The sequence below is a fragment of the Pseudomonas sp. M2 genome (assembly GCF_015751845.1).
GTDB classification, from domain to species: domain Bacteria; phylum Pseudomonadota; class Gammaproteobacteria; order Pseudomonadales; family Pseudomonadaceae; genus Aquipseudomonas; species Aquipseudomonas putida_E.
In genome coordinates, this window is sequence record NZ_JADOUD010000001.1 from 400,948 (window position 1) to 420,516 (window position 19,569).

A 19,569-nucleotide genomic window follows, 5' to 3' on the forward strand; every position below is an offset into this window, starting at 1 on the left:
TGATTCCGCACCTTCTGATATTCGCCCGACCAGGTAGTTCCTATGTCCGACCGCAGCGCTCGTCTCCAAGCACTCCAGCACGCACTCAATGAGCGCATTCTGATCCTCGACGGCGGCATGGGTACTATGATCCAGAGTTACCGCCTCGAGGAACACGACTATCGTGGCACGCGCTTCGCCGATTGGCCAAGCGATGTAAAAGGTAACAACGACCTGCTGCTGCTCAGCCGCCCCGATGTCATCGCTGCCATCGAGAAGGCGTACCTGGACGCCGGCGCCGATATTCTCGAAACCAACACCTTCAACGCCACGCAGATTTCCCAGGCCGACTACGGCATGGAGTCGCTGGTCTACGAGCTGAACGTCCAGGGCGCGCGCATCGCCCGCCAGGTGGCGGACGCCAAGACCCTGGAGACGCCGGACAAGCCGCGCTTCGTTGCCGGCGTGCTCGGCCCGACCAGCCGCACCTGCTCGATCTCCCCGGACGTCAACGACCCCGGCTACCGTAACGTCACCTTCGACGAACTGGTGGAAAACTACATCGAGGCGACCCGCGGGCTGATCGAGGGTGGCGCCGACCTGATCCTCATCGAGACCATCTTCGACACGCTCAACGCCAAGGCGGCGATCTTCGCCGTGCAGCAGGTGTTCGAAGATGACGGCATCGAACTGCCGATCATGATCTCCGGCACCATCACCGATGCCTCGGGCCGTACCTTGTCCGGCCAGACCACCGAAGCGTTCTGGAACTCGGTACGCCATGCCAAGCCGATTTCCGTCGGCCTGAACTGCGCGCTGGGCGCGAAGGACCTGCGCCCTTACCTTGAAGAGCTGTCGACCAAGGCCGACACCCACGTTTCCGCCCACCCCAATGCCGGCCTGCCGAACGCCTTCGGCGAGTACGACGAAACCCCGGCCGAGATGGCTGCCGTGGTCGAAGAGTTCGCGGCCAGTGGTTTCCTCAACATCATCGGCGGTTGCTGCGGTACCACGCCCGGGCACATCCAGGCCATCGCCGAGGCAGTGGCCAAATACAAACCGCGCCAGATCCCGGAAATCGCCAAGGCCTGCCGGCTGTCGGGCCTGGAACCGTTCACCATCGACCGCCAGTCGCTGTTCGTCAACGTCGGTGAGCGCACCAACATCACCGGCTCCGCCAAGTTCGCCCGGCTGATCCGCGAAGAAAACTACACCGAAGCGCTGGAGGTCGCCCTGCAGCAGGTAGAGGCCGGTGCTCAGGTAATCGACATCAACATGGACGAAGGGATGCTCGACTCCCAGGCAGCCATGGTCCGTTTCCTCAACATGATTGCAGGCGAGCCGGACATCTCTCGCGTGCCGATCATGATCGACTCGTCGAAATGGGAAGTGATCGAGGCTGGCCTCAAATGCATCCAGGGCAAGGGCATCGTCAACTCGATCTCCATGAAAGAAGGCGTCGAGCAATTCAAGCACCACGCCCGCCTGTGCAAACGCTACGGCGCGGCCGTGGTAGTGATGGCCTTCGACGAGGTCGGCCAGGCCGACACCGCCGCCCGCAAAAAGGAAATCTGCCAGCGCAGCTACGACATCCTGGTCAATGAAGTCGGCTTCCCGCCGGAAGACATCATTTTCGACCCGAACATCTTCGCCGTCGCTACCGGCATCGAAGAACACAACAACTATGCCGTGGACTTCATCGAGGCCTGCGCCTACATCCGTGACCACCTGCCACATGCGCTGAGCTCGGGCGGCGTGTCCAACGTGTCGTTCTCGTTCCGTGGCAACAACCCGGTGCGCGAGGCGATCCACTCGGTGTTCCTGTTCCACGCCATCCGCAACGGGCTGACGATGGGTATCGTCAACGCCGGCCAGCTGGAAATCTACGACGAGATCCCGGCCGAGCTGCGCGAGCGGGTCGAGGACGTGGTGCTCAACCGCACCCCCGAAGGTACCGATGCATTGCTGGCCATCGCCGACGACTACAAAGGCGGCGGCGCCACCAAGGAAGTAGAGAACGAAGCCTGGCGCTCACTGCCGGTCGGCAAGCGCCTGGAACATGCGCTGGTCAAAGGCATCACCGCACACATCGTCGAAGACACCGAGGAGTGCCGCCAGCAATGTGCGCGCCCGATCGAAGTCATCGAAGGGCCGCTGATGAGCGGCATGAACGTGGTTGGCGACCTGTTCGGCGCCGGCAAGATGTTCCTGCCGCAGGTGGTCAAGTCGGCGCGGGTGATGAAGCAGGCCGTGGCCCACCTGATCCCGTTCATCGAGGCCGAAAAAGGCGACAAGCCCGAAGCCAAGGGCAAGATTCTCATGGCGACGGTCAAGGGCGACGTGCACGACATCGGCAAGAACATTGTCGGCGTGGTCCTGGGCTGCAACGGCTATGACATCGTCGACCTCGGCGTGATGGTACCGGCAGAGAAGATCCTGCAGACCGCCCGCGACGAGAAGTGCGACATCATCGGTTTGTCCGGCCTGATCACCCCGTCGCTGGACGAGATGGTTCATGTTGCCCGGGAAATGCAGCGCCAGGGCTTCGAGCTGCCGTTGATGATCGGCGGCGCCACCACGTCCAAGGCCCATACCGCAGTCAAGATCGAGCCCAAGTACAGCAACGATGCGGTGATCTATGTGACCGACGCCTCCCGCGCGGTAGGTGTGGCCACCCAGTTGCTGTCCAAGGAACTCAAGCCCGACTTTGTTGAAAAAACCCGCCTGGACTACATCGAAGTGCGTGAACGCACTGCCAACCGCAGTGCCCGCACCGAGCGCCTGAGCTACGCGCAGGCCGTGGCGGCCAAGCCGAAATACGACTGGGCCGCTTATCAGCCGGCGGTCCCTGCCTTCACAGGCGTCAAGGTGCTGGACAACATCGACCTGCGCACCCTGGCCGAGTACATCGACTGGACGCCGTTCTTCATTTCCTGGGACCTGGCCGGCAAGTTCCCACGCATCCTCACCGATGAAGTGGTGGGTGAAGCGGCAACCTCGCTGTACAAGGATGCCCGCGAGATGCTCGACAAACTGATCGACGAGAAGCTGATCAGTGCGCGCGCCGTGTTCGGCTTCTGGCCAGCCAACCAGGTTGCCGATGACGACATTCAGGTCTACGACGACAACGGTCAGCCCCTGGCCACCTTGCACCACCTGCGCCAGCAGACCATCAAGCCCGATGGCAAGCCGAACTTCTCCCTGGCCGACTTTGTCGCGCCCAAAGACAGCGGCGTCACCGACTACATGGGTGGCTTCATCACCACCGCCGGCATTGGTGCCGAGGAAGTGGCCAAGGCTTACCAGGACAAGGGCGACGACTACAGCTCGATCATGGTCAAGGCCCTCGCCGACCGCCTGGCCGAGGCCTGCGCCGAGTGGCTGCACGAGCAGGTGCGTAAAGAGCACTGGGGTTATGCGCGCGACGAGCACCTGGACAACGAGGCACTGATCAAGGAACAGTACAGCGGCATCCGCCCTGCCCCAGGCTACCCGGCCTGCCCGGACCATACCGAAAAAGAAACGCTGTTCCGCCTGCTCGACGGCACAGCCATTGGTGAAACCGGCCCCAGCGGCGTGTTCCTCACCGAGCACTTCGCCATGTTCCCGGCTGCGGCGGTCAGCGGCTGGTACTTTGCTCACCCGAAAGCGCAGTACTTTGCCGTGGGCAAGGTCGACAAGGACCAGATCGACAGCTACAGCGCACGCAAGGGCCAGGATGTCAGCGTCAGCGAGCGCTGGCTGGCACCGAACCTGGGGTACGACAGCTGACGTTCGTGGGGCCGCTTTGCGGCCCCATTTGCCATCTACACTGTCCCTGATTGCCTCTGAATATCCAAGGAGCCAGCATGGACGATTCCAGTCAAGGTAAACCCCCTACCTTCTGGCAGATGCTGCACAGCATCCTGGCCGCCGCGCTGGGTGTGCAGAGCGGCAAGAACCGCGCGCGCGACTTTACCCATGGCAAGGCCAGCCACTTCATCGCGCTGGGCGCACTGTTCACCTTGGTGTTCATCCTGATCCTGATCGGCCTGGTACGACTGGCGCTGCACCTGACCGCCCACTGAAACGCAACCCGCCCGCGTAATTCCCTTGCGCGGGCGGCTCAAGTTGCATCACGGCCTGGAGCTGAGGCTATTGGTGGCTGACCCAGTACACGGCAGTGACCACCACCAGGACGATCAGGCAGAGGATCGCCCAGGCATCGACGCTGCTGTCAGCTTTGCGGACCTTGGTTGTATTTCCCATTGCATTGCCTCTTGTAGTGGTTATGGGAATGCACTTCACAACCAGCAGTTAAGACGAGCAATGCCCTTCTCTCAAGCAGGGTTTTTCAGTAGTCGACAGGTGACGTCAGGAAGGGATACCGGTAAGTCGGCGGGCGTCCTTGGGCGCTGAAACGCTGGAAGTCGACACCATAGTCGTCCTGTTCCGCCAGCTTGAGCCAACGCTTTGCCTTGTCTGGATCGATCGACTGCAAAACCGGCATCACATGGTCGCGCTGACCATCCCGTGCGATATCCACACCATAGGCATCGTCATGCAGCATGACCATGGCCCAGCCGCCGAGACTGAAATGCCCACCCATCAGCACCCCCAGGCGCCCTTCGATACGCGCTCTCAAGGCCTCGGGGGAGCTGTTGACGGCGCTGAACACTACATCTTGCCCAGGCTTGCGCCCCGCAGCCTCGAACGCGCGCATGGCGCCAAAGGCCATTTCGTCGTTGGCCGACCACACCAGCTTGATATCCGGGTAGCGCTGCTGCAACTGCTGCGCCTGTTCAAAGGCGCGCTGGCGGTTCCAGCCACCGTAAACCACCTGCCGCAGGCGCACCTGAGGGAAGTCGGCCAAGGCGCGACGCATGCCTTCTTCACGCAACTGCGAGGCGGGCGTGGTCTTGAGCCCGGCGAAAGCCACCAGGTCCACCGGCTCGTTACTGGGCGGCAGCAAAGCGACCATCTGGTGCAGCATCTGGTAACCGGCCTGCTCGTCATTGGCCGTCAAGGCCCCTAACAAAGCGCCGTACTTTGCGGGCTGGGCTTGAATGCTGCTCGCCTGGCTGGCGGTCAGCCCGTTGTTGACCAGTAACAGCTTGACCCCGCTACCTTGCGCCAGGCGAATGATCTGCGGCGCAACGTACCGCTCGTTGACCAGCACGAGGTATTCCGGGCGCTGCGGGCCCTTGAGCACCGCCCGGGCCTGGCTCAGGGCGCGCTCGGGATTACGGGCGCTGTATTGCACCTGCAGCGCCATGCCCAGGTCATCAGCCGCCGCTTGCATGAAGCGCGAGTAACTGACCCAGAACGTCTCTGCGGGTAGGCCCGGATTGAGGAAAACCACCGAAGCGGCCTGAACGCTGGCTGCCAGCGGCAGGCTCAGGCACAAGCTGTAGCACAATGCCTTGAGCATGCGGTTACATCCTTACCAACAAACCCGCGAGTATAAACCTGCGGCGCTGAGTGACGGATAAACGCCAGTCAATCTCACTTAGTTCGTTTGGTTCTTTTCATATGCAAAAACATCACTTTAGCGCATAAACGCAACCTGATATCGTTTCCCCGCTCCGAACCGGAGTGCGCGGCCGTGCGCGCGAATAGCTGCATGCAGCCTGAGACAGGACTTTTATGTACGTATACGACGAGTACGATCAGCGGATCATCGAGGACCGCGTCAAGCAGTTCCGTGATCAGACCCGCCGCTACCTGGCCGGTGAGCTGAGCGAAGAAGAATTCCGCCCTCTGCGCCTGCAGAACGGCCTCTATATCCAGCGTTTCGCCCCGATGCTGCGTGTCGCCGTGCCCTACGGCCAGCTGAACGCCCGCCAGGTTCGCACACTGGCCAAGATCGCCCGCGATTACGACAAGGGCTATGCCCACATCTCCACCCGCCAGAACGTGCAGTACAACTGGCCGGCACTTGAAGACATCCCGGACATCCTTGCCGAACTGGCCACCGTGCAGATGCACGCGATCCAGACCAGCGGCAACTGCCTGCGCAACACCACCACCGACCAGTTCGCCGGTGTTGCCGCAGACGAAATCATCGACCCGCGCCCCTGGTGCGAGATCGTCCGCCAGTGGACCACCTTCCACCCGGAATTCGCCTACCTGCCGCGCAAGTTCAAGATCGCGATCAACGGCTCGAAAGAAGACCGCGCGGCCATCGAAGTGCACGACATCGGCCTGGAGCCGGTGCGCAACGCTGCCGGTGAGCTGGGCTTCCGCGTGCTGGTCGGTGGCGGCCTGGGCCGTACCCCGGTGGTCGGTTCATTCATCAACGAATTCCTGCCGTGGCAAGACCTGATCAGCTATCTGGACGCCATCCTGCGTGTGTACAACCGTTACGGCCGTCGTGACAACAAGTACAAGGCGCGGATCAAGATCCTGGTCAAGGCCCTGACCCCGGAAGTGTTCGCCGAGAAGGTCGAGGCCGAAATGGCCCACCTGCGTGGCGGCAGCACCACCCTGACCGAAGAAGAAGTACAGCGTGTTTCGCGCCACTTCATCGACCCGGACTACCTGGCCCTGGACAACGTCGACTACAGCGCCCAGGACGCCGAATACCCAGGCTTCGCCCGCTGGCGCTCGCGCAACACCCGCGCCCACAAGCGCCCTGGCTACGTGGCCGTGACCCTGTCGCTCAAGCCCACCGGCGTTGCCCCGGGCGACCTGACCGACAAGCAGCTGGACGCCGTGGCGGACCTGGCAGAGCGCTACAGCTTCGGCTTCCTGCGCACCTCGCACGAGCAGAACATCATCCTCGCCGACGTCGAGCAGCGTCAGCTGCACGCCCTGTGGCTGGAGCTGCGCGAAGGAGGTTTCGCCACGCCGAACATCGGCCTGCTGACCGATATCATCTGCTGCCCTGGCGGTGACTACTGCTCGCTGGCCAACGCCAAGTCGATCCCGATCGCCGAATCCATCCAGCGCCGCTTCGACGACCTGGACTACCTGTTCGACATCGGCGAGATCGACCTGAACATCTCCGGCTGCATGAATGCCTGCGGCCACCACCACGTCGGCCACATCGGCATCCTCGGCGTGGACAAGAAGGGCGAGGAGTTCTACCAGGTGTCCCTGGGCGGCAACGCCGCGCGCGACGCGAGCCTGGGCAAGATCCTTGGCCCGTCCTTCGCCCAGGACGACATGGCCGACGTGATCGAGAAGCTGATCGCCGTGTACGTGGAGCAACGTACCGAGGAAGAGCGCTTCATCGACACCTACCAGCGTATCGGCATCGACCCTTTCAAGGAACGCGTCTATGCAGCGAATCATTAAGAACAACCAGATCGTCGACGAAACCTGGCACCTGCTGCCCAAGGAAACCACGATCGACGAACTGACCAACTGCGACGACTACATCGTCCCGCTGCAACTGTGGCGTGACCATGCCCATATGCTCAAGGCTCGCGACGGTGGCCTGGGCGTGTGGCTGGACAGCGATGAACAAGCGGAAGAGATCGGTGATGACGTGCAGTACTTTCAGGTCATCGCCCTGAACTTCCCGGCCTTCACCGATGGGCGCAACTACTCCAATGCGCGCCTGCTGCGCGACCGCTACCAGTTCAAGGGCGAGCTGCGCGCCATTGGCGACGTACTGCGTGACCAGTTGTTCTACCTGGCCCGCTGCGGTTTCGATGCCTTCGCCATCCGTGCCGACAAGGACCCGGAAGATGCCCTGCAAGGGCTGAAGGACTTCTCGGTGACCTACCAGGCCGCCACCGACGAGCCGCTACCGCTGTTCCGCCGCCGTTGATCGTCTCCCGGCATGGCCCACCGCACGGTGGGCCATGCTCCAGTTCATGCAGCCACCTCGCTGCACGGCTTTTCAACCCCTGCGGTCAATGGGCCTTCTGCTTACCCCCCAGGGATCCAGTTCTGCAGCCCCGTCCCGTTCTGCCCGCAGCCGAGCCATTGCTTCACGCACGCGCTCCATGACCGCCTCACTCAGCTGGTTCTGTTCGAGGTTGACCGTGTGCGGGTGCGCTTCGACCCAGCTCAACGCCTCCTCGCTCAATGTCACGATCCGGTTGCCACGCAAGTCTACGACCAGGTTTGGCTGGCGCTGCAGCAACGCCAGAGGAAAACTGCGAAGGCCCGTGGCACGCAACGACACGTACTGCAGGTGAACGTTGTAGCGCAACTGTGGCGCTACCCCTAATGGGTTAGCGTCAAGGTTTAGCACCTCCAGCCTGGAGAACCATTCCAGCCGCAACTGGCTTTGCGCGTCGAGTGTTATGAGATTGTTCTGCATGAAGAGCTGGGTCAACCTGCCCAGAAGATTCAACTGTGCCGGGACAGTGAGCAAGCGGTTCGCTGCGACATCGAGAGTGCTCAGTTGCACAAGGTTGCCAATACTGTCCGGCAACGCACTCAGGAGATTACCGCTCAATTGCAAGCTTTCAAGGCTTGCCAGTTGCCCAATCCGCCCATCAAGCGCAGCGATCTGGTTGAAGGAGAGGTCCAGATGGGTCAGTTCGGTCAACTGCTCGATGCCAGCCGGTAGATCGGCAAGTTGATTGCCACTGAGGTCCAGAGCGTTCAATTCGCTCAAGTACTGCAACCCCGGCACCGTTTCGAGCATGTTGCCGCCAAGGTTCAATGTGCGCACCCGCGGCAAGTGCTCAAGCCCATCAAGCGTTCGCAAGCAATTGCCAGAGAAGTCGACTGTTTCCAGATTGGGAAAACGACGCAGGAAATCAGCCTCGATAACCGTAATCTGATGGTTGCACACTGACAGGTCACGTATTTGTTCAAACATGATGCCTGGGGGCAGCACGGGTAAAGAACTGACGGTCCACCCTTCGCTGCTCGAACGCCGGGGCGGGACATCATTGCTGTAATCCGACTGCCAGAAATGGCGCAGGACACCCGCCAGATAGGACCGCGCCAGATATTCCGGGTCGCCAGGCTCCCCGCACCACATCGCCAGGCTACTGTCCAGACGCCTCGACAGATGGGCAAACGCGCGCGAGCCAGGACCATGAGGTAGCTCGAGTCGATACCACGTCCGGTAGTTGCCGCGGGCCAGCGCCAGCGTCAACGCGACCTCCTCCTGCGTGCGCTGCTCTGCAATTCCAGCGCCTGCATTGCTCGGTGCCTGCTCTTGCTCGCCATTGGCCGCTAGTGCGGCTTGCCGTTCTGTGTAGGCTTGCCGTATGGCCGCGAACTGATCGGCGTACGCGAGCCGTACATGATCCTGCCAGAATGCCTGCTGAGCCAGGAACTGGCTCAGCGCCTCAGCTGTTTCGGCCTCGTACACCGCGGCCTCGGCTGCGACCAGTTGGTCCGGCGTCACGTTGGCGACATGCTTGAAACTCAGATAGGTCGGTTGGCCGTAGATACCCAGCGACTCTGCAAGCTGTACCCGGAAGGCCAGGTAAATCTCACTTGGCTTGAAGGGCACCGAGCGCTGGCTCAGGCTTTCGATGTACCGCTCAGCGAAGCGGTTCACCTGATCAAGCCTGAACAACTCACGGCCCAGGCTGCGCAGCGCTTGCTCGACTTGCCTACCGCGCACGCCATCGGTGCGCAACGCCACCTGCAGGTGGACGATCAAGGCATCGAGGTCGGCGCCTGCGCCTGGTACCGCTGCCTGATGGAATACCGCCCGTCGAATATGAGCATGGTTGTACATGGCATAAAGCAGCTCACCCACACGACGCCGCATGTCTTCGGTTTCAAGAGCAAATTTTTCGGTCTGCAGCAACGCTGTGAGAAAAGCAAAGAACTCTTCGCAGCCTGGCTCTTGCGCCAGCGCCTGCCAGTACCTGCGACGCGGCGCAGCCTCGCGCTCGGTCAGCCCTTCGAGCCACGGGGCAATGCCCTCTGCGCCCTGCTGGCCGATCGCTTCAGGCTCGATCGCCAGCCGCTCGAGTGCAACCGGTGATAGCGGATTGCCCTGCAAGCTTGCGCAGCCGGGGTTGGCGCGTAACCAGCCGGCCTGCGCTTCACTGATGTCGACGATGCGATTGTTACGCAAATCGAGCTGTTCCAGCTGTGCCAGTGCACTGGTATCCGGTATCGAGGTCAGCCGGTTGGAAGACAAGTCCAGGCGCCGTACATTGGGAAAGCGGGCGAGCAAGCCCTCGCTGAGCGCCGTCAGATCAAGATTGCGCAGTACCAGGGAAGTCACATGGTCGAAGTGAACGCGCTCCGGCAGTTCGGGCAGACTACCCAGGCGTGAACCCTCCAGAATCAACGCAGGATGGCCGTCAGTGTCGTGAGTGCGACGTTGCCAGGCGTGACGAATCCGCCGTGCCATGCGCGCCCGCCGGATCAACTGAATCGGCCCCGACGATTGCCGACGCCACAGCCCCAACGCCTGATCAAGCGTTCGCAGCTCTTCACACAGGCGCAGGTAGTGATTCCAAGGTGTCAGCCCAAGCGTGCGGGCGTTCTGCTCAAACTGCTCCATCGCGCTTTCGTCGAAATCGGGGAACAGCCGTTGAATACCCCGACGCAATGCGCGATTGCTGCTTTCGCCACGGCCACTCAAGGGGTAACCCAGGCGCCCGTCGCCCAGCCGTACCGGCGGCCTGAAACCAAGGCCGACTGGCGCCATGCGCAACAGTGAAGCGGCGAGCTCGCGTTCTTCGCTGGCCCATTGCGACATGGCCTGGGCCAGTGTTTCGGGGGCGTCGCTGGCATCGCCCAACATTCGTTTCTGCCAGGGATCGAGCTGCAGCAACAGGGCCTGGAACAGGCTGTCGTCAGCTCTGGCCAATGGCAACGGGTTTGCGCGCGCATCCAGCGCCTGATACCCCTGGGCCGTTCGAAGCACGGTGCGTACCTCGCTGGCCGCTTGCGCTCCGGCCGACGCAGTCATTTCACCCGACAGCGTGTCACCGCGCAGCTCGATGCGCACTCCTCGCCACGGTGCGCGCTCGGCGATCATGCCCAATGCCAGTTGCTCGGTATCACGATTGATTGCTGCGGTTTGAAGCAGGCCCGCACAAGCGCGGTCCAGGCGCGTATCGCGCACGTACCAGCGCGCCTGCTCGGCCAAGGCCAACGGCACACGCTGGTGCGCGAGCATATGCTCCACCTGGTCCTCGGGCGCATGTTCGATGATCTCACGCGCACCCATTACCGACAGGCCGGGAAAGTCCCGGCGAAGCAGGGTTTCGGCTTCGCCGGGCATGGGCTGCTGAGCCTGCAGCTGCCGCTCGAAGGCCTCCCCGTTCAGCTCTGGCCGCTGAGCGTGCAACTGCTGCCTCTGCACCGCATCGTGCAAGCGCGCCGGCGCCTGTGCCTGTTCCACATGCAAACGGCGCAGTTGGTCCTGGTTGAACCCCGTTGCCCGCATCACCGCGTGTATGGCCTGCTCATCGAGGTGCCCCCAGCCCGCGTCGAGGTCCTGAAACAGCTCAGCGCTGGCGTGCCATTCCTGGGGCGTCTCCAGTTCATGCTGCCAGCAAGCGCCCTCGTTGCCCTCGAGCAGCGGCGCATAAGCATTGGGACGCACGGGATGGCGGATGCGACGCTGCTGCGTTTGAGCTTCCAGGTAGGTCAAATGGCTGGCCAAGGGTGTACGCACATACTCTGCACCTTGCAGACTGATCAACTCACCGACTGCTCCTCGGTCTCGGACGGCATAGCCTGGCAGCCTGGGGTCACTCAACTTCAATGTATGTTCATCCGTGTAGACCGGCACTAGATCTGCGACGCGAGCATCCTCCACCAGGCGGTGCGAAGCCGCGCCTGCGCCGGCATTGACTGCTGTCATAGCCACGGTTTGCGCTACGCAATACAAGTGCTCCAGCGCGCTCTGGCGGTCCCCCAAGCGCCAATCGGCATAGCCCTCGTACACGTCGTCAGCCACCTGCAACGCGGTGATCCCCAGCAATGGCAAAGCCAGTGCAGGTAGCGCGAAGCTCGCCAGGCCCAACGCATCGATGGCAAAGCTCAGGTAGAAATGCAGGCGCCTGTCGCGCTGCTGCGCGTCCACTTCGGCAGTGGGTATGGCGTGCACTTTGGCATTGTCCAAAAGGGTGTCGATCAGTTGGCGGCGCAGGTATTCGAACAACGGCTGCTCGATAGGCTCGTAACGACCATCGAGCTGGACCGGCACATTCTCGGCAGTATCACTCAGCGCCTGGGTCAAGGCACGGGTGTAGGCACTCCGGTCACGCTCACCGATAAAGCGTTGGAAGAATTCGACGTAACCGGGCAAACGGAACTGTTTACCCAACGTCATGAACAGCGATGCCCAAGAGGTATACCAGGTCAGCGGGCCTTGAGGATCATCAGGGATCCAGCACAATATGCCCTCGAACTCGTCACCGGTCGCGCGCTGATGGGTTATCTCGAACGCCACCGCGCCCCGCACCAGCCGGCCGAACACACGCAGTTGCATGGGCCGCAGCCCAGAGATGGAGGGGGGTGTAGCTGAGATCAAGTCAATCAGCGGGGCACAGTGTTCATAGGCATGCCTTGCTATTTCACCATTGACCAGTGCCAGCCTCAGCGCCGCCTCGAGACTCGTGCGATAACCTGCCTCGATCAGCGTGCTCAGTTGTTTCCCCGCTTCACCACCGGGCGTCAACTGCGCGCGCAGGTACGCCTGGTAACGCCCCCCCAGGTCGAGCGAGCGGCACAGGGCAAAGAATGCTTTGGGCGAGAGCGCGCAAGCATTCCCTGATGCATCCAGCACCGCAGTGCCCTGCATGATGCTGGTGGCGAACGTTTCACCTTCGGTAAAGTTATGCAACGCCGATTGCAGCAGGCTGTGCTGGTAGATCTGCTCTTTGACCCCATCCGGCACTTGCGCAACATGCGAGGGATATCGCTGCAGGGTTCTGCGCCGCAGCGTGGCCCGACGCACATCGACACCAAGTTGATGTTCCGCCTGCAGAGCTTCTCGCAGCAGCGGCTCGGCAAATGCATCGAGTGGGGTGATCCGCGCCAGCCATTCGTGCAACTGATGCTGTAGCTGCTGTTGTCGCTGCTGGCTCTGGAGCAAGCTGTTGAGGGTGTCGGACGCAAGTTCGGTCAGCCAGGCGGGCAAGCGACTGGCAATCAAGGCATTGGTGGAGTCATCAGTGAACGGCTGACTGGGCATCGCGGGCTCCTAGGGCGCAAAACAGCGATTGCACCACCGCGTGACGAGGCTTTTGCGTTAACTATTGCAACCTGCCTACGTGACAGACGTTCACGTTTGCACAAGCCCTGCCGATAACAGTTACAACTGCTGACCAGAAAGGAAGCTGGCGATGAACCCGATCACCTCAGTGGTGCGCCTGACCCCTGTCGCCCACATCACCCACCGTGCACCTCAGGTACCAGCCACCCTGCCGACAGAAGCGCCGATGACATCCCCGAGCACGGTGGTAAGCCTTGGCCAGCAAGAAAGCCGCGTCGACACCCAGACCTACACGGCCAAAGGTACCCTCGGTAAAGCGCAGACACAGTATGTGTGGGAGCAGGACGGCATCGACAAACTCAGCATGTACATGCTGAGCGCCATTCAGGCTTCCTCCCCCGCAGCGCGCTTCCAAGGGCTTGGCGCTGCCCTGTTGGAGCAACTGGCGGCCAGCGGTGGCCAGCGTATCTCGCAATCCGGGCTGGCGATCGATGATGGCGCGACAACCGACCCGTTGCTGCTGGCCATGCAGCAGGCCAGGTTGCGCGAACACGCCACCAGCAGCGTCAGCTTCAACCTCACTACCGGCTCAGGCGCCACCGTGACGGTGGGGCTCTACAGCAGCACCAACGGCCTGGCCGTGGATGCCGACGTGCAAGGCGGTACGTTGACCACTGACGAGCTCAAAGGCTTGGCAGCGCTTGCGAACAGCTTCCAGGCTGCCCTCAACGGGCTGACCCAGGAACCACCCAGCCTGCAGCTGGGCGCACTGGTCAAGCTCGACCCGGCGCTGTTCACCGGCTTGCAGTTGAATGCCAAATTGCAGAATGCCGGCGGCGACCAGCAAACCTTCGACCTGCAACTGAACGAAGATTCCCGCAACCTCACACTGCAAGGCGCCAACGGCACGGTCAGGATGAACCTCGACACCCAGGGCGGCGCGCTGCTGGGCAGCCAGGCTCAGCGTCAGGCAGCTGTGGCCAATTACCTGACCCAGTTCGACGCAGCACAAAAGCGCGGCCATGGTGACGCGCAACTGATGGCACTGTTCAAGGATGCCTTCAGCCAGCTCAACAGCGTGGACGATACCAGCAAGCGCCCTGCAGGCCATGACCTGGCGCAGAACACGGCCAGCCGCCTGCTGTTGAGCGGCCTGGCCGACTTCGATGCCGCGATCACGCAGACCGAACAGAAGATCAATCCGATGCGGCCTGAAGAAGTGGACCACTTCGACTACAAGGTTTCGCAATCGACCACTCTGCAAGGCCCGGCAGCGAACCTGGCCGTGGAGCAGGCGCAACAGGCAAGCATGAAAGCCGCCTGGCATGAAGGCTTGAACCCGCTCGTCGGCCTGACCCTGACCCGCGACAACAAAACGCAGAACTACAGCTATCACACGATCGACGACCAATCACGCAGCAGCACTCGCCTGGCGTTCGCCGACAACGCCCTGGTCGAGGCGACCGCGACTCAAGAGGCCAGCCAGAAAGAGCGCGTGCGCACCTATCAGGAGGGCGTGCTGCAGGACGATACGACCCATAGCGCAGCGGCAGCCCAGTCTCGTGAACTGCTGGACATGCTTGACGAGATGCTCAGCCAGGATCGGGCTGCGCGGCGTGCAGGGCTGGCCTCTACGCTGCAAGAGCAAGTGGCTGGCATGGGCCATCTGTGGCGACTGCAGTCGGCTCCTGGGCAGATCACCACGTGAGTCGAGACTGACAGGGCTTATTCACGGCGTTCGAATCACGAGCCCAGGGATGACTCGTGATTTCTGGTCAAAAGACCTTGGCGTTGTGCCGTCTTAATCAAGCCCTGCAAAACTTGCACACTGCTCCCCATTCGAACGAGGTCGGCAGCAGGGCGCCCAAGCTCTGGTTCAACCTCAATCACTCAGCAGGAGCAGCCCCATGAGCATTCCATCCTTCGGCCTTGGCACCTACCGCCTCACCGGCCAGGCCGTCATCGACTCGGTAAAGTCCGCCCTGGCGCTGGGCTACCGCGCCATCGACACCGCGCAGATCTACAAGAACGAAGCCGACGTAGGCCAGGCCATTGCCGAAAGCGGCGTACCGCGCAGCGAGCTGTTCATCACCACCAAGATCTGGGTCGACAACCATGGCGCATACAAGCTTGCCCAAAGCTTGCGCGAGAGCCTTGCCAAGCTGCGTACCGACTACGTCGACCTGCTGCTGATCCACTGGCCAGCCCCAGGCAAGGGCATCGAACTGGCCGAGTACATGACAGCTTTGGCCGAAGCCAAAAAACTCGGCCTGACCCGTCAGATCGGCGTGTCAAACTTCAATATCGAACTCACCCGCCAAGCCATCGAGGTGGTCGGCAAAGACGAAATCGCCACCAACCAGGTCGAGCTCAGCCCCTACCTGCAAAACGCCAAACTGGCTGCCTACCTCAAGGATCAGGGCATCACCCTCACCTCGTACATGACCCTGGCCTACGGCAAAGTGCTGAAGGACCCGGTGCTGGCCGAGATCGCCGCCAAGCACAAGGCCACGGTCGCCCAGGTGGCCCTGGCCTGGGCCATGCAGCAGGGATACGCAGTGATCCCCTCCTCCACCAAGCGCGAGAACCTGGCCAGCAACCTGCTCGCCTGCAGCCTGAGACTGGATGCCGACGACATGGCGCGCATCGCCTCGCTCGAGCGCAATGGCCGTGAAGTCAGCCCGGATGGCCTGGCGCCCGCCTGGGACTGATTACCCGCTGCATGTCGGTACCGGCCTGTTCCTGGCCGGTACCACTGCTCATTGACCTTTGAACCGGAGCTCCTGATGAGCACGCTTTCCCCAAAACGGGTTTTGTTTGCCCTGGCTATCGGCGCCTTCGGCATCGGTACCACCGAATTCACGCCCATGGGCCTGCTGCCGGTAATCGCGCAAGGCGTCGATGTGAGCATCCCCAGCGCGGGCATGCTGATTACCGCCTATGCCATCGGCGTGATGGTCGGTGCGCCGATCATGACCCTGCTGTTCAGCCGCTTTGGCAAACGCGCCGCACTGATGGCGCTGATGGCCATCTTCACCCTCGGCAACCTGCTCTCGGCACTCTCCCCGGACTACTACACCTTGCTCGCCTCGCGGCTGGTCACCAGCCTCAACCACGGTGCCTTCTTCGGCCTGGGCGCAGTGGTCGCCGCCAGCGTGGTCCCCAAGGACAAACAGGCCAGTGCCGTGGCAACGATGTTCATGGGCCTGACCATCGCCAATATCGGCGGCGTACCTGCGGCGACCTGGGTCGGCCAGCAGGTCGGCTGGCGCATGGCCTTTGCCGGTACTGCAGTACTCGGCCTGTTGGCCATGGCCGCCCTGTGGTACGCGCTGCCCAAAGGTGAGCGTGGCAGCGTGCCCCACGTGCGCAAAGAGCTGGCGGTCATCGCCCGCCCCAGCGTGCTGCTGGCGATGGCTACCACCGTGCTTGGCGCCGGTGCCATGTTCACCCTGTACACCTACGTAGCGCCGGTGCTGGCGGAACTGACCGGCGCTTCAAACAGCTTCATCACCCTCGGCTTGGTGCTGATCGGTGTCGGTTTCACCTTGGGCAACAGCCTGGGTGGGCGCCTGGCCGACTGGTCGCTGGACGGCGCTGCGCGCATCTTCCTCGGTGCTCTGGCGCTGATCATGTTGCTGATGCCGCTGCTACTGGGCAGCCACATTGGTGCGGCCGTCGCGCTGCTGGTCTGGGGCGTGTTCACCTTCGCCGTGGTGCCGCCCTTGCAGATGCGCGTCATGACTGCCGCCATCGAGGCACCAGGGCTTGCATCGTCAATCAACGTCGGCGCATTCAACCTTGGCAATGCCGTTGGCGCGGCACTGGGTGGCACGGTGATCAGCCTGGACCTGGGCTATGCCGCAGTGCCCATGGCCGGCGGCGTGCTGGCGGCGGCGGCCCTGGTGCTGGTATGGCTGGGCGGGCGCGGCAAGGCTGTCGACAAGGCCTTGGGCGCCGCGGTTTAGCCGCTGGCGCAAGCGCTGCACTCTTGCAACGGGCGCAATTATGAAGTGCCCGTTGCAGCCATTCCCCCCAATGCCGCTACAGCAGTACTCTCCTCTACGCCAACCACCGCCAAGGAGCCCCCCCCATGTCCCGCCCTCCATTGCCTCCCTTTACCCGCGAAAGCGCCATCGAAAAAGTCCGCCTGGCCGAGGATGGCTGGAACAGCCGTGACGCGGCCAAGGTATCGCTGGCATACACCCCCGATACCGTATGGCGTAACCGTGTCGAGTTCCCGCGGGGCCGTGCCGAGGTCCAAGCCTTTCTGGCCCGCAAGTGGAACCATGAACTGGAGTACCGACTGATCAAGGAGTTGTGGGCATTCACCGACAACCGCATTGCGGTGCGCTATGCCTACGAATACCACGACGACAGCGGTCAGTGGTTCCGTGCCTATGGCAACGAAAACTGGGAATTCGCCGCCGATGGCCTGATGCACAATCGCCACTCGAGCATCAACGAGCAGCCTATCGCCGAAGCGGACCGCAAGTTCCGCTGGCCCTTGGGACGTCGCCCGGACGACCATCCGGGGCTCAGCGAACTGGGGCTCTGACCGCCTTGGGGGCAGAGGGTCGATGCGCCTGCTGGCAATGACATCAGGTCGTCCGCGTGTGGATCATGTCGAACGGCTACTGCCAAAAATGCCAGTTTCCGGCTTCTCTCCCTCCCATTACGCTTTTCTGCGCAACGTTCCCACTCCCACAAGGACAGTGCCCATGGAAAAGCGAGCAATTATCATGCTGGTTGCCGGCCTCGCCGGCGCAGCGCCCCACGCACCGGCAGCTGAACTGCCAGGACGCATTGCAACCGTCGAACATCACACTGCAGCGTGTTTTACCCCTGAAACCTCCGTCAACTGTGAAGTATCGGTAGTGGTTGAGAGCAATGGAAAACTGCTCTTGGCCAACGACAAACGCTTGCCTGCCACGGGGGGGCCGGCCCTGTTCACGCTTGACCTTGAGCAGGGCAAAATCAGTGGTGAGCCTGCGGTGCTGCCTGGGGATGCGTTAAAAGAAGCCGATAAATACGAGGCGCTGACGAAGACGCTGGATGGCCGATACATCATCGCCAGTACCGCCTTCAACAAAGCCGGTACCCAACAAGATCCACGTGCTGACACACTCAGCACCCTCTTGTACTGGCCCGTGGACGATCCTGAAGCTGCAAAACCCTTGTCGCCCTCATCACGAGGCGGGGTAACAAGCTCAATTAGACTGCGCAAACAGATCAGCGAAGCCATTGGTGCGCCTTACTTTCAAATCGAAGGCATTACCATGGCGCCGAGCGAACCGGCGCACGAAAAAGCGGCAGATGGCCAACTGATCATCGGCATTCGCAAACAGGGAAACAGCAGTGCTGACTCGTATTTCGGCTTTCTACTTATTTCAGCGCATGTGAAGTTCAATAATGGAACCATGGAGCTTGTGGAGGCGTTCAAAACCATCCAGAACTTCAACCTCCAGGCGCAAGGCAAGACACTCGGGCTATCAGGTATCGAGTATGACCGGTTCAACAAAGACAGACTCTACGCGGTGACCAGCTTCGAGCAGCAATCCGTTGATGCTGCGGGCAAAAAATCCACTGAAATAGGTGGTTTTCTATGGGCCGTACCGTTCACAGCGGGGAAGCCGGGCACGCCCAAACTTCTGACACGCGAAGACGGGAGTGCGCTGGTGTTCAGCAACAAGCCCGAAGGTGTAGAGGTCCTGGATGCGCACCAGATCATCGTTGTTCACGACGATGACCGCGTTGAGGTGACAACCTCCGAGGCAGGCATCAAACGGGGTGATAATGAGTTTGCCTACAGCAAGATCATTTTCCCGTAAACCCACCCTTGGCCTACCCTGACGCCGGGAGGCCTTTTTTGAGGTTTTCACGCCCTTGACGATGTGGGCGGGCGCCGCATTCCATTCGCTATGCCTCCAACGGCGCCCTCAAGCGCCAAAGGCATCAGCACAAACCGCAAAATAAGGTCTACGCTTGCGACAGCGCAGCAGTACGCCTGGCCATCAGTGCCATGCGCTGACGCGCCCTGGCGTGTGGCAGGCTGCCTGCACCCGGCGCCTGCCTCCTGGTACTGTCGAGCCGCCTGCCCCACCCGCTCATCAGCCGGTCATCGCTAAATCGATAAAGTATTGACCCAGAGCGGCACAAGCCGCACCGCAAGCTGCTAGAACACGAGTCTTTCGCATTTGCAAGCAGAGGGAAATTGCCAGACGAGCTTTACAAGCCACGGAACAGTCAATCAAAAGCACCAGAACAAATGCTATTAATTATCATTACTAAAGTTGCACTTCGTTACTCTTTGCAAGAAACATAATTGACAAAAACGCACGCAATGCCCGAATTTCAAGGCTTTCAGCCAGTTACGAGCGGATTTTGTTCTTAATCCTACGAATAAATTTGCGACAGAAATTTTACTTGCACCGGGTTTACCCATAAAATCAGCGCGATTGATTCAGCTGCGACATTTGGTCACTGCACCTGCGACACCACGTCGC

The 19,569-nt window shown here is 61.5% G+C and carries 11 protein-coding genes; 9 read left to right on the top strand and 2 right to left on the bottom strand.

The window, feature by feature from the left end; genetic code table 11:
- Positions 1-42 precede the first annotated feature (42 nt).
- Positions 43-3,750 (top strand): methionine synthase, encoded by a 3,708-nt coding sequence (gene metH, locus IWW33_RS02120; RefSeq protein ID WP_174141649.1) that lies wholly within the window; start codon positions 43-45, stop codon positions 3,748-3,750.
- Positions 3,751-3,827: 77 nt separating this feature from the next.
- Positions 3,828-4,046 (top strand): DUF2970 domain-containing protein, encoded by a 219-nt coding sequence (locus IWW33_RS02125; protein ID WP_115275295.1) that lies wholly within the window; start codon positions 3,828-3,830, stop codon positions 4,044-4,046.
- A 266-nt stretch (positions 4,047-4,312) separates the two neighbouring features.
- Here IWW33_RS02125 and IWW33_RS02130 read toward each other — a convergent pair whose 3' ends face one another.
- Positions 4,313-5,389, bottom strand: coding sequence for an ABC transporter substrate-binding protein (locus IWW33_RS02130; RefSeq protein ID WP_115275296.1), 1,077 nt, complete (start codon positions 5,387-5,389; stop codon positions 4,313-4,315).
- 215 nt (positions 5,390-5,604) lie between these two features.
- On the opposite strand from IWW33_RS02130, the gene IWW33_RS02135 reads away from it, so the two are divergent.
- A complete protein-coding gene (locus IWW33_RS02135) occupies positions 5,605-7,257 on the top strand; it encodes a nitrite/sulfite reductase (RefSeq protein ID WP_046787237.1) in 1,653 nt (550 codons plus the stop codon).
- Positions 7,241-7,735 carry a DUF934 domain-containing protein gene (locus IWW33_RS02140; RefSeq protein ID WP_115275297.1) on the top strand — a complete coding sequence of 165 codons (495 nt, stop codon included), beginning with the start codon at positions 7,241-7,243 and terminating at the stop codon, positions 7,733-7,735. Before IWW33_RS02135 ends, IWW33_RS02140 begins: the two co-directional genes overlap by 17 nt.
- A gap of 72 nt (positions 7,736-7,807) precedes the next feature.
- On the opposite strand, the gene IWW33_RS02145 is transcribed toward IWW33_RS02140, so the two are convergent.
- Positions 7,808-13,042, bottom strand: coding sequence for an NEL-type E3 ubiquitin ligase domain-containing protein (locus IWW33_RS02145; protein ID WP_174141648.1), 5,235 nt, complete (start codon positions 13,040-13,042; stop codon positions 7,808-7,810).
- Between the two features lie 151 nt (positions 13,043-13,193).
- Between IWW33_RS02145 and IWW33_RS02150 the strand changes: the two genes are divergently transcribed.
- The 5 genes from IWW33_RS02150 to IWW33_RS02170 all read left to right on the top strand — a co-directional run bounded on the left by IWW33_RS02150 (position 13,194) and on the right by IWW33_RS02170 (position 18,894).
- Positions 13,194-14,771: a hypothetical protein gene (locus IWW33_RS02150; RefSeq protein ID WP_115275299.1), complete on the top strand. Its 1,578-nt coding sequence runs from the start codon at positions 13,194-13,196 to the stop codon at positions 14,769-14,771.
- Between the two features lie 199 nt (positions 14,772-14,970).
- Entirely contained in the window at positions 14,971-15,774 is an 804-nt protein-coding gene (gene dkgB, locus IWW33_RS02155) for a 2,5-didehydrogluconate reductase DkgB (protein WP_174141647.1), read from the top strand.
- Positions 15,775-15,849: 75 nt separating this feature from the next.
- Positions 15,850-17,031, top strand: a complete 1,182-nt coding sequence (locus IWW33_RS02160; protein ID WP_115275301.1) for an MFS transporter — start codon at positions 15,850-15,852, stop codon at positions 17,029-17,031.
- A 125-nt stretch (positions 17,032-17,156) separates the two neighbouring features.
- On the top strand, positions 17,157-17,621 hold the full coding sequence (locus IWW33_RS02165; protein WP_046787243.1) for a DUF1348 family protein: 465 nt from the start codon (positions 17,157-17,159) through the stop codon (positions 17,619-17,621).
- Positions 17,622-17,784: 163 nt separating this feature from the next.
- Positions 17,785-18,894 carry a hypothetical protein gene (locus tag IWW33_RS02170; protein WP_231386139.1) on the top strand — a complete coding sequence of 370 codons (1,110 nt, stop codon included), beginning with the start codon at positions 17,785-17,787 and terminating at the stop codon, positions 18,892-18,894.
- Positions 18,895-19,569 lie beyond the last annotated feature (675 nt).

Bases quoted from the DNA above. Each gene is read 5' to 3' on its own strand.
- metH (WP_174141649.1), top strand. From the start codon at position 43: ATGTCCGACCGCAGCGCTCGTCTCCAAGCACTCCAGCACGCACTCAAT.
- IWW33_RS02125 (WP_115275295.1), top strand. From the start codon at position 3,828: ATGGACGATTCCAGTCAAGGTAAACCCCCTACCTTCTGGCAGATGCTG.
- IWW33_RS02130 (WP_115275296.1), bottom strand. From the start codon at position 5,389: ATGCTCAAGGCATTGTGCTACAGCTTGTGCCTGAGCCTGCCGCTGGCA.
- IWW33_RS02135 (WP_046787237.1), top strand. From the start codon at position 5,605: ATGTACGTATACGACGAGTACGATCAGCGGATCATCGAGGACCGCGTC.
- IWW33_RS02140 (WP_115275297.1), top strand. From the start codon at position 7,241: ATGCAGCGAATCATTAAGAACAACCAGATCGTCGACGAAACCTGGCAC.
- IWW33_RS02145 (WP_174141648.1), bottom strand. From the start codon at position 13,042: ATGCCCAGTCAGCCGTTCACTGATGACTCCACCAATGCCTTGATTGCC.
- IWW33_RS02150 (WP_115275299.1), top strand. From the start codon at position 13,194: ATGAACCCGATCACCTCAGTGGTGCGCCTGACCCCTGTCGCCCACATC.
- dkgB (WP_174141647.1), top strand. From the start codon at position 14,971: ATGAGCATTCCATCCTTCGGCCTTGGCACCTACCGCCTCACCGGCCAG.
- IWW33_RS02160 (WP_115275301.1), top strand. From the start codon at position 15,850: ATGAGCACGCTTTCCCCAAAACGGGTTTTGTTTGCCCTGGCTATCGGC.
- IWW33_RS02165 (WP_046787243.1), top strand. From the start codon at position 17,157: ATGTCCCGCCCTCCATTGCCTCCCTTTACCCGCGAAAGCGCCATCGAA.
- IWW33_RS02170 (WP_231386139.1), top strand. From the start codon at position 17,785: ATGGAAAAGCGAGCAATTATCATGCTGGTTGCCGGCCTCGCCGGCGCA.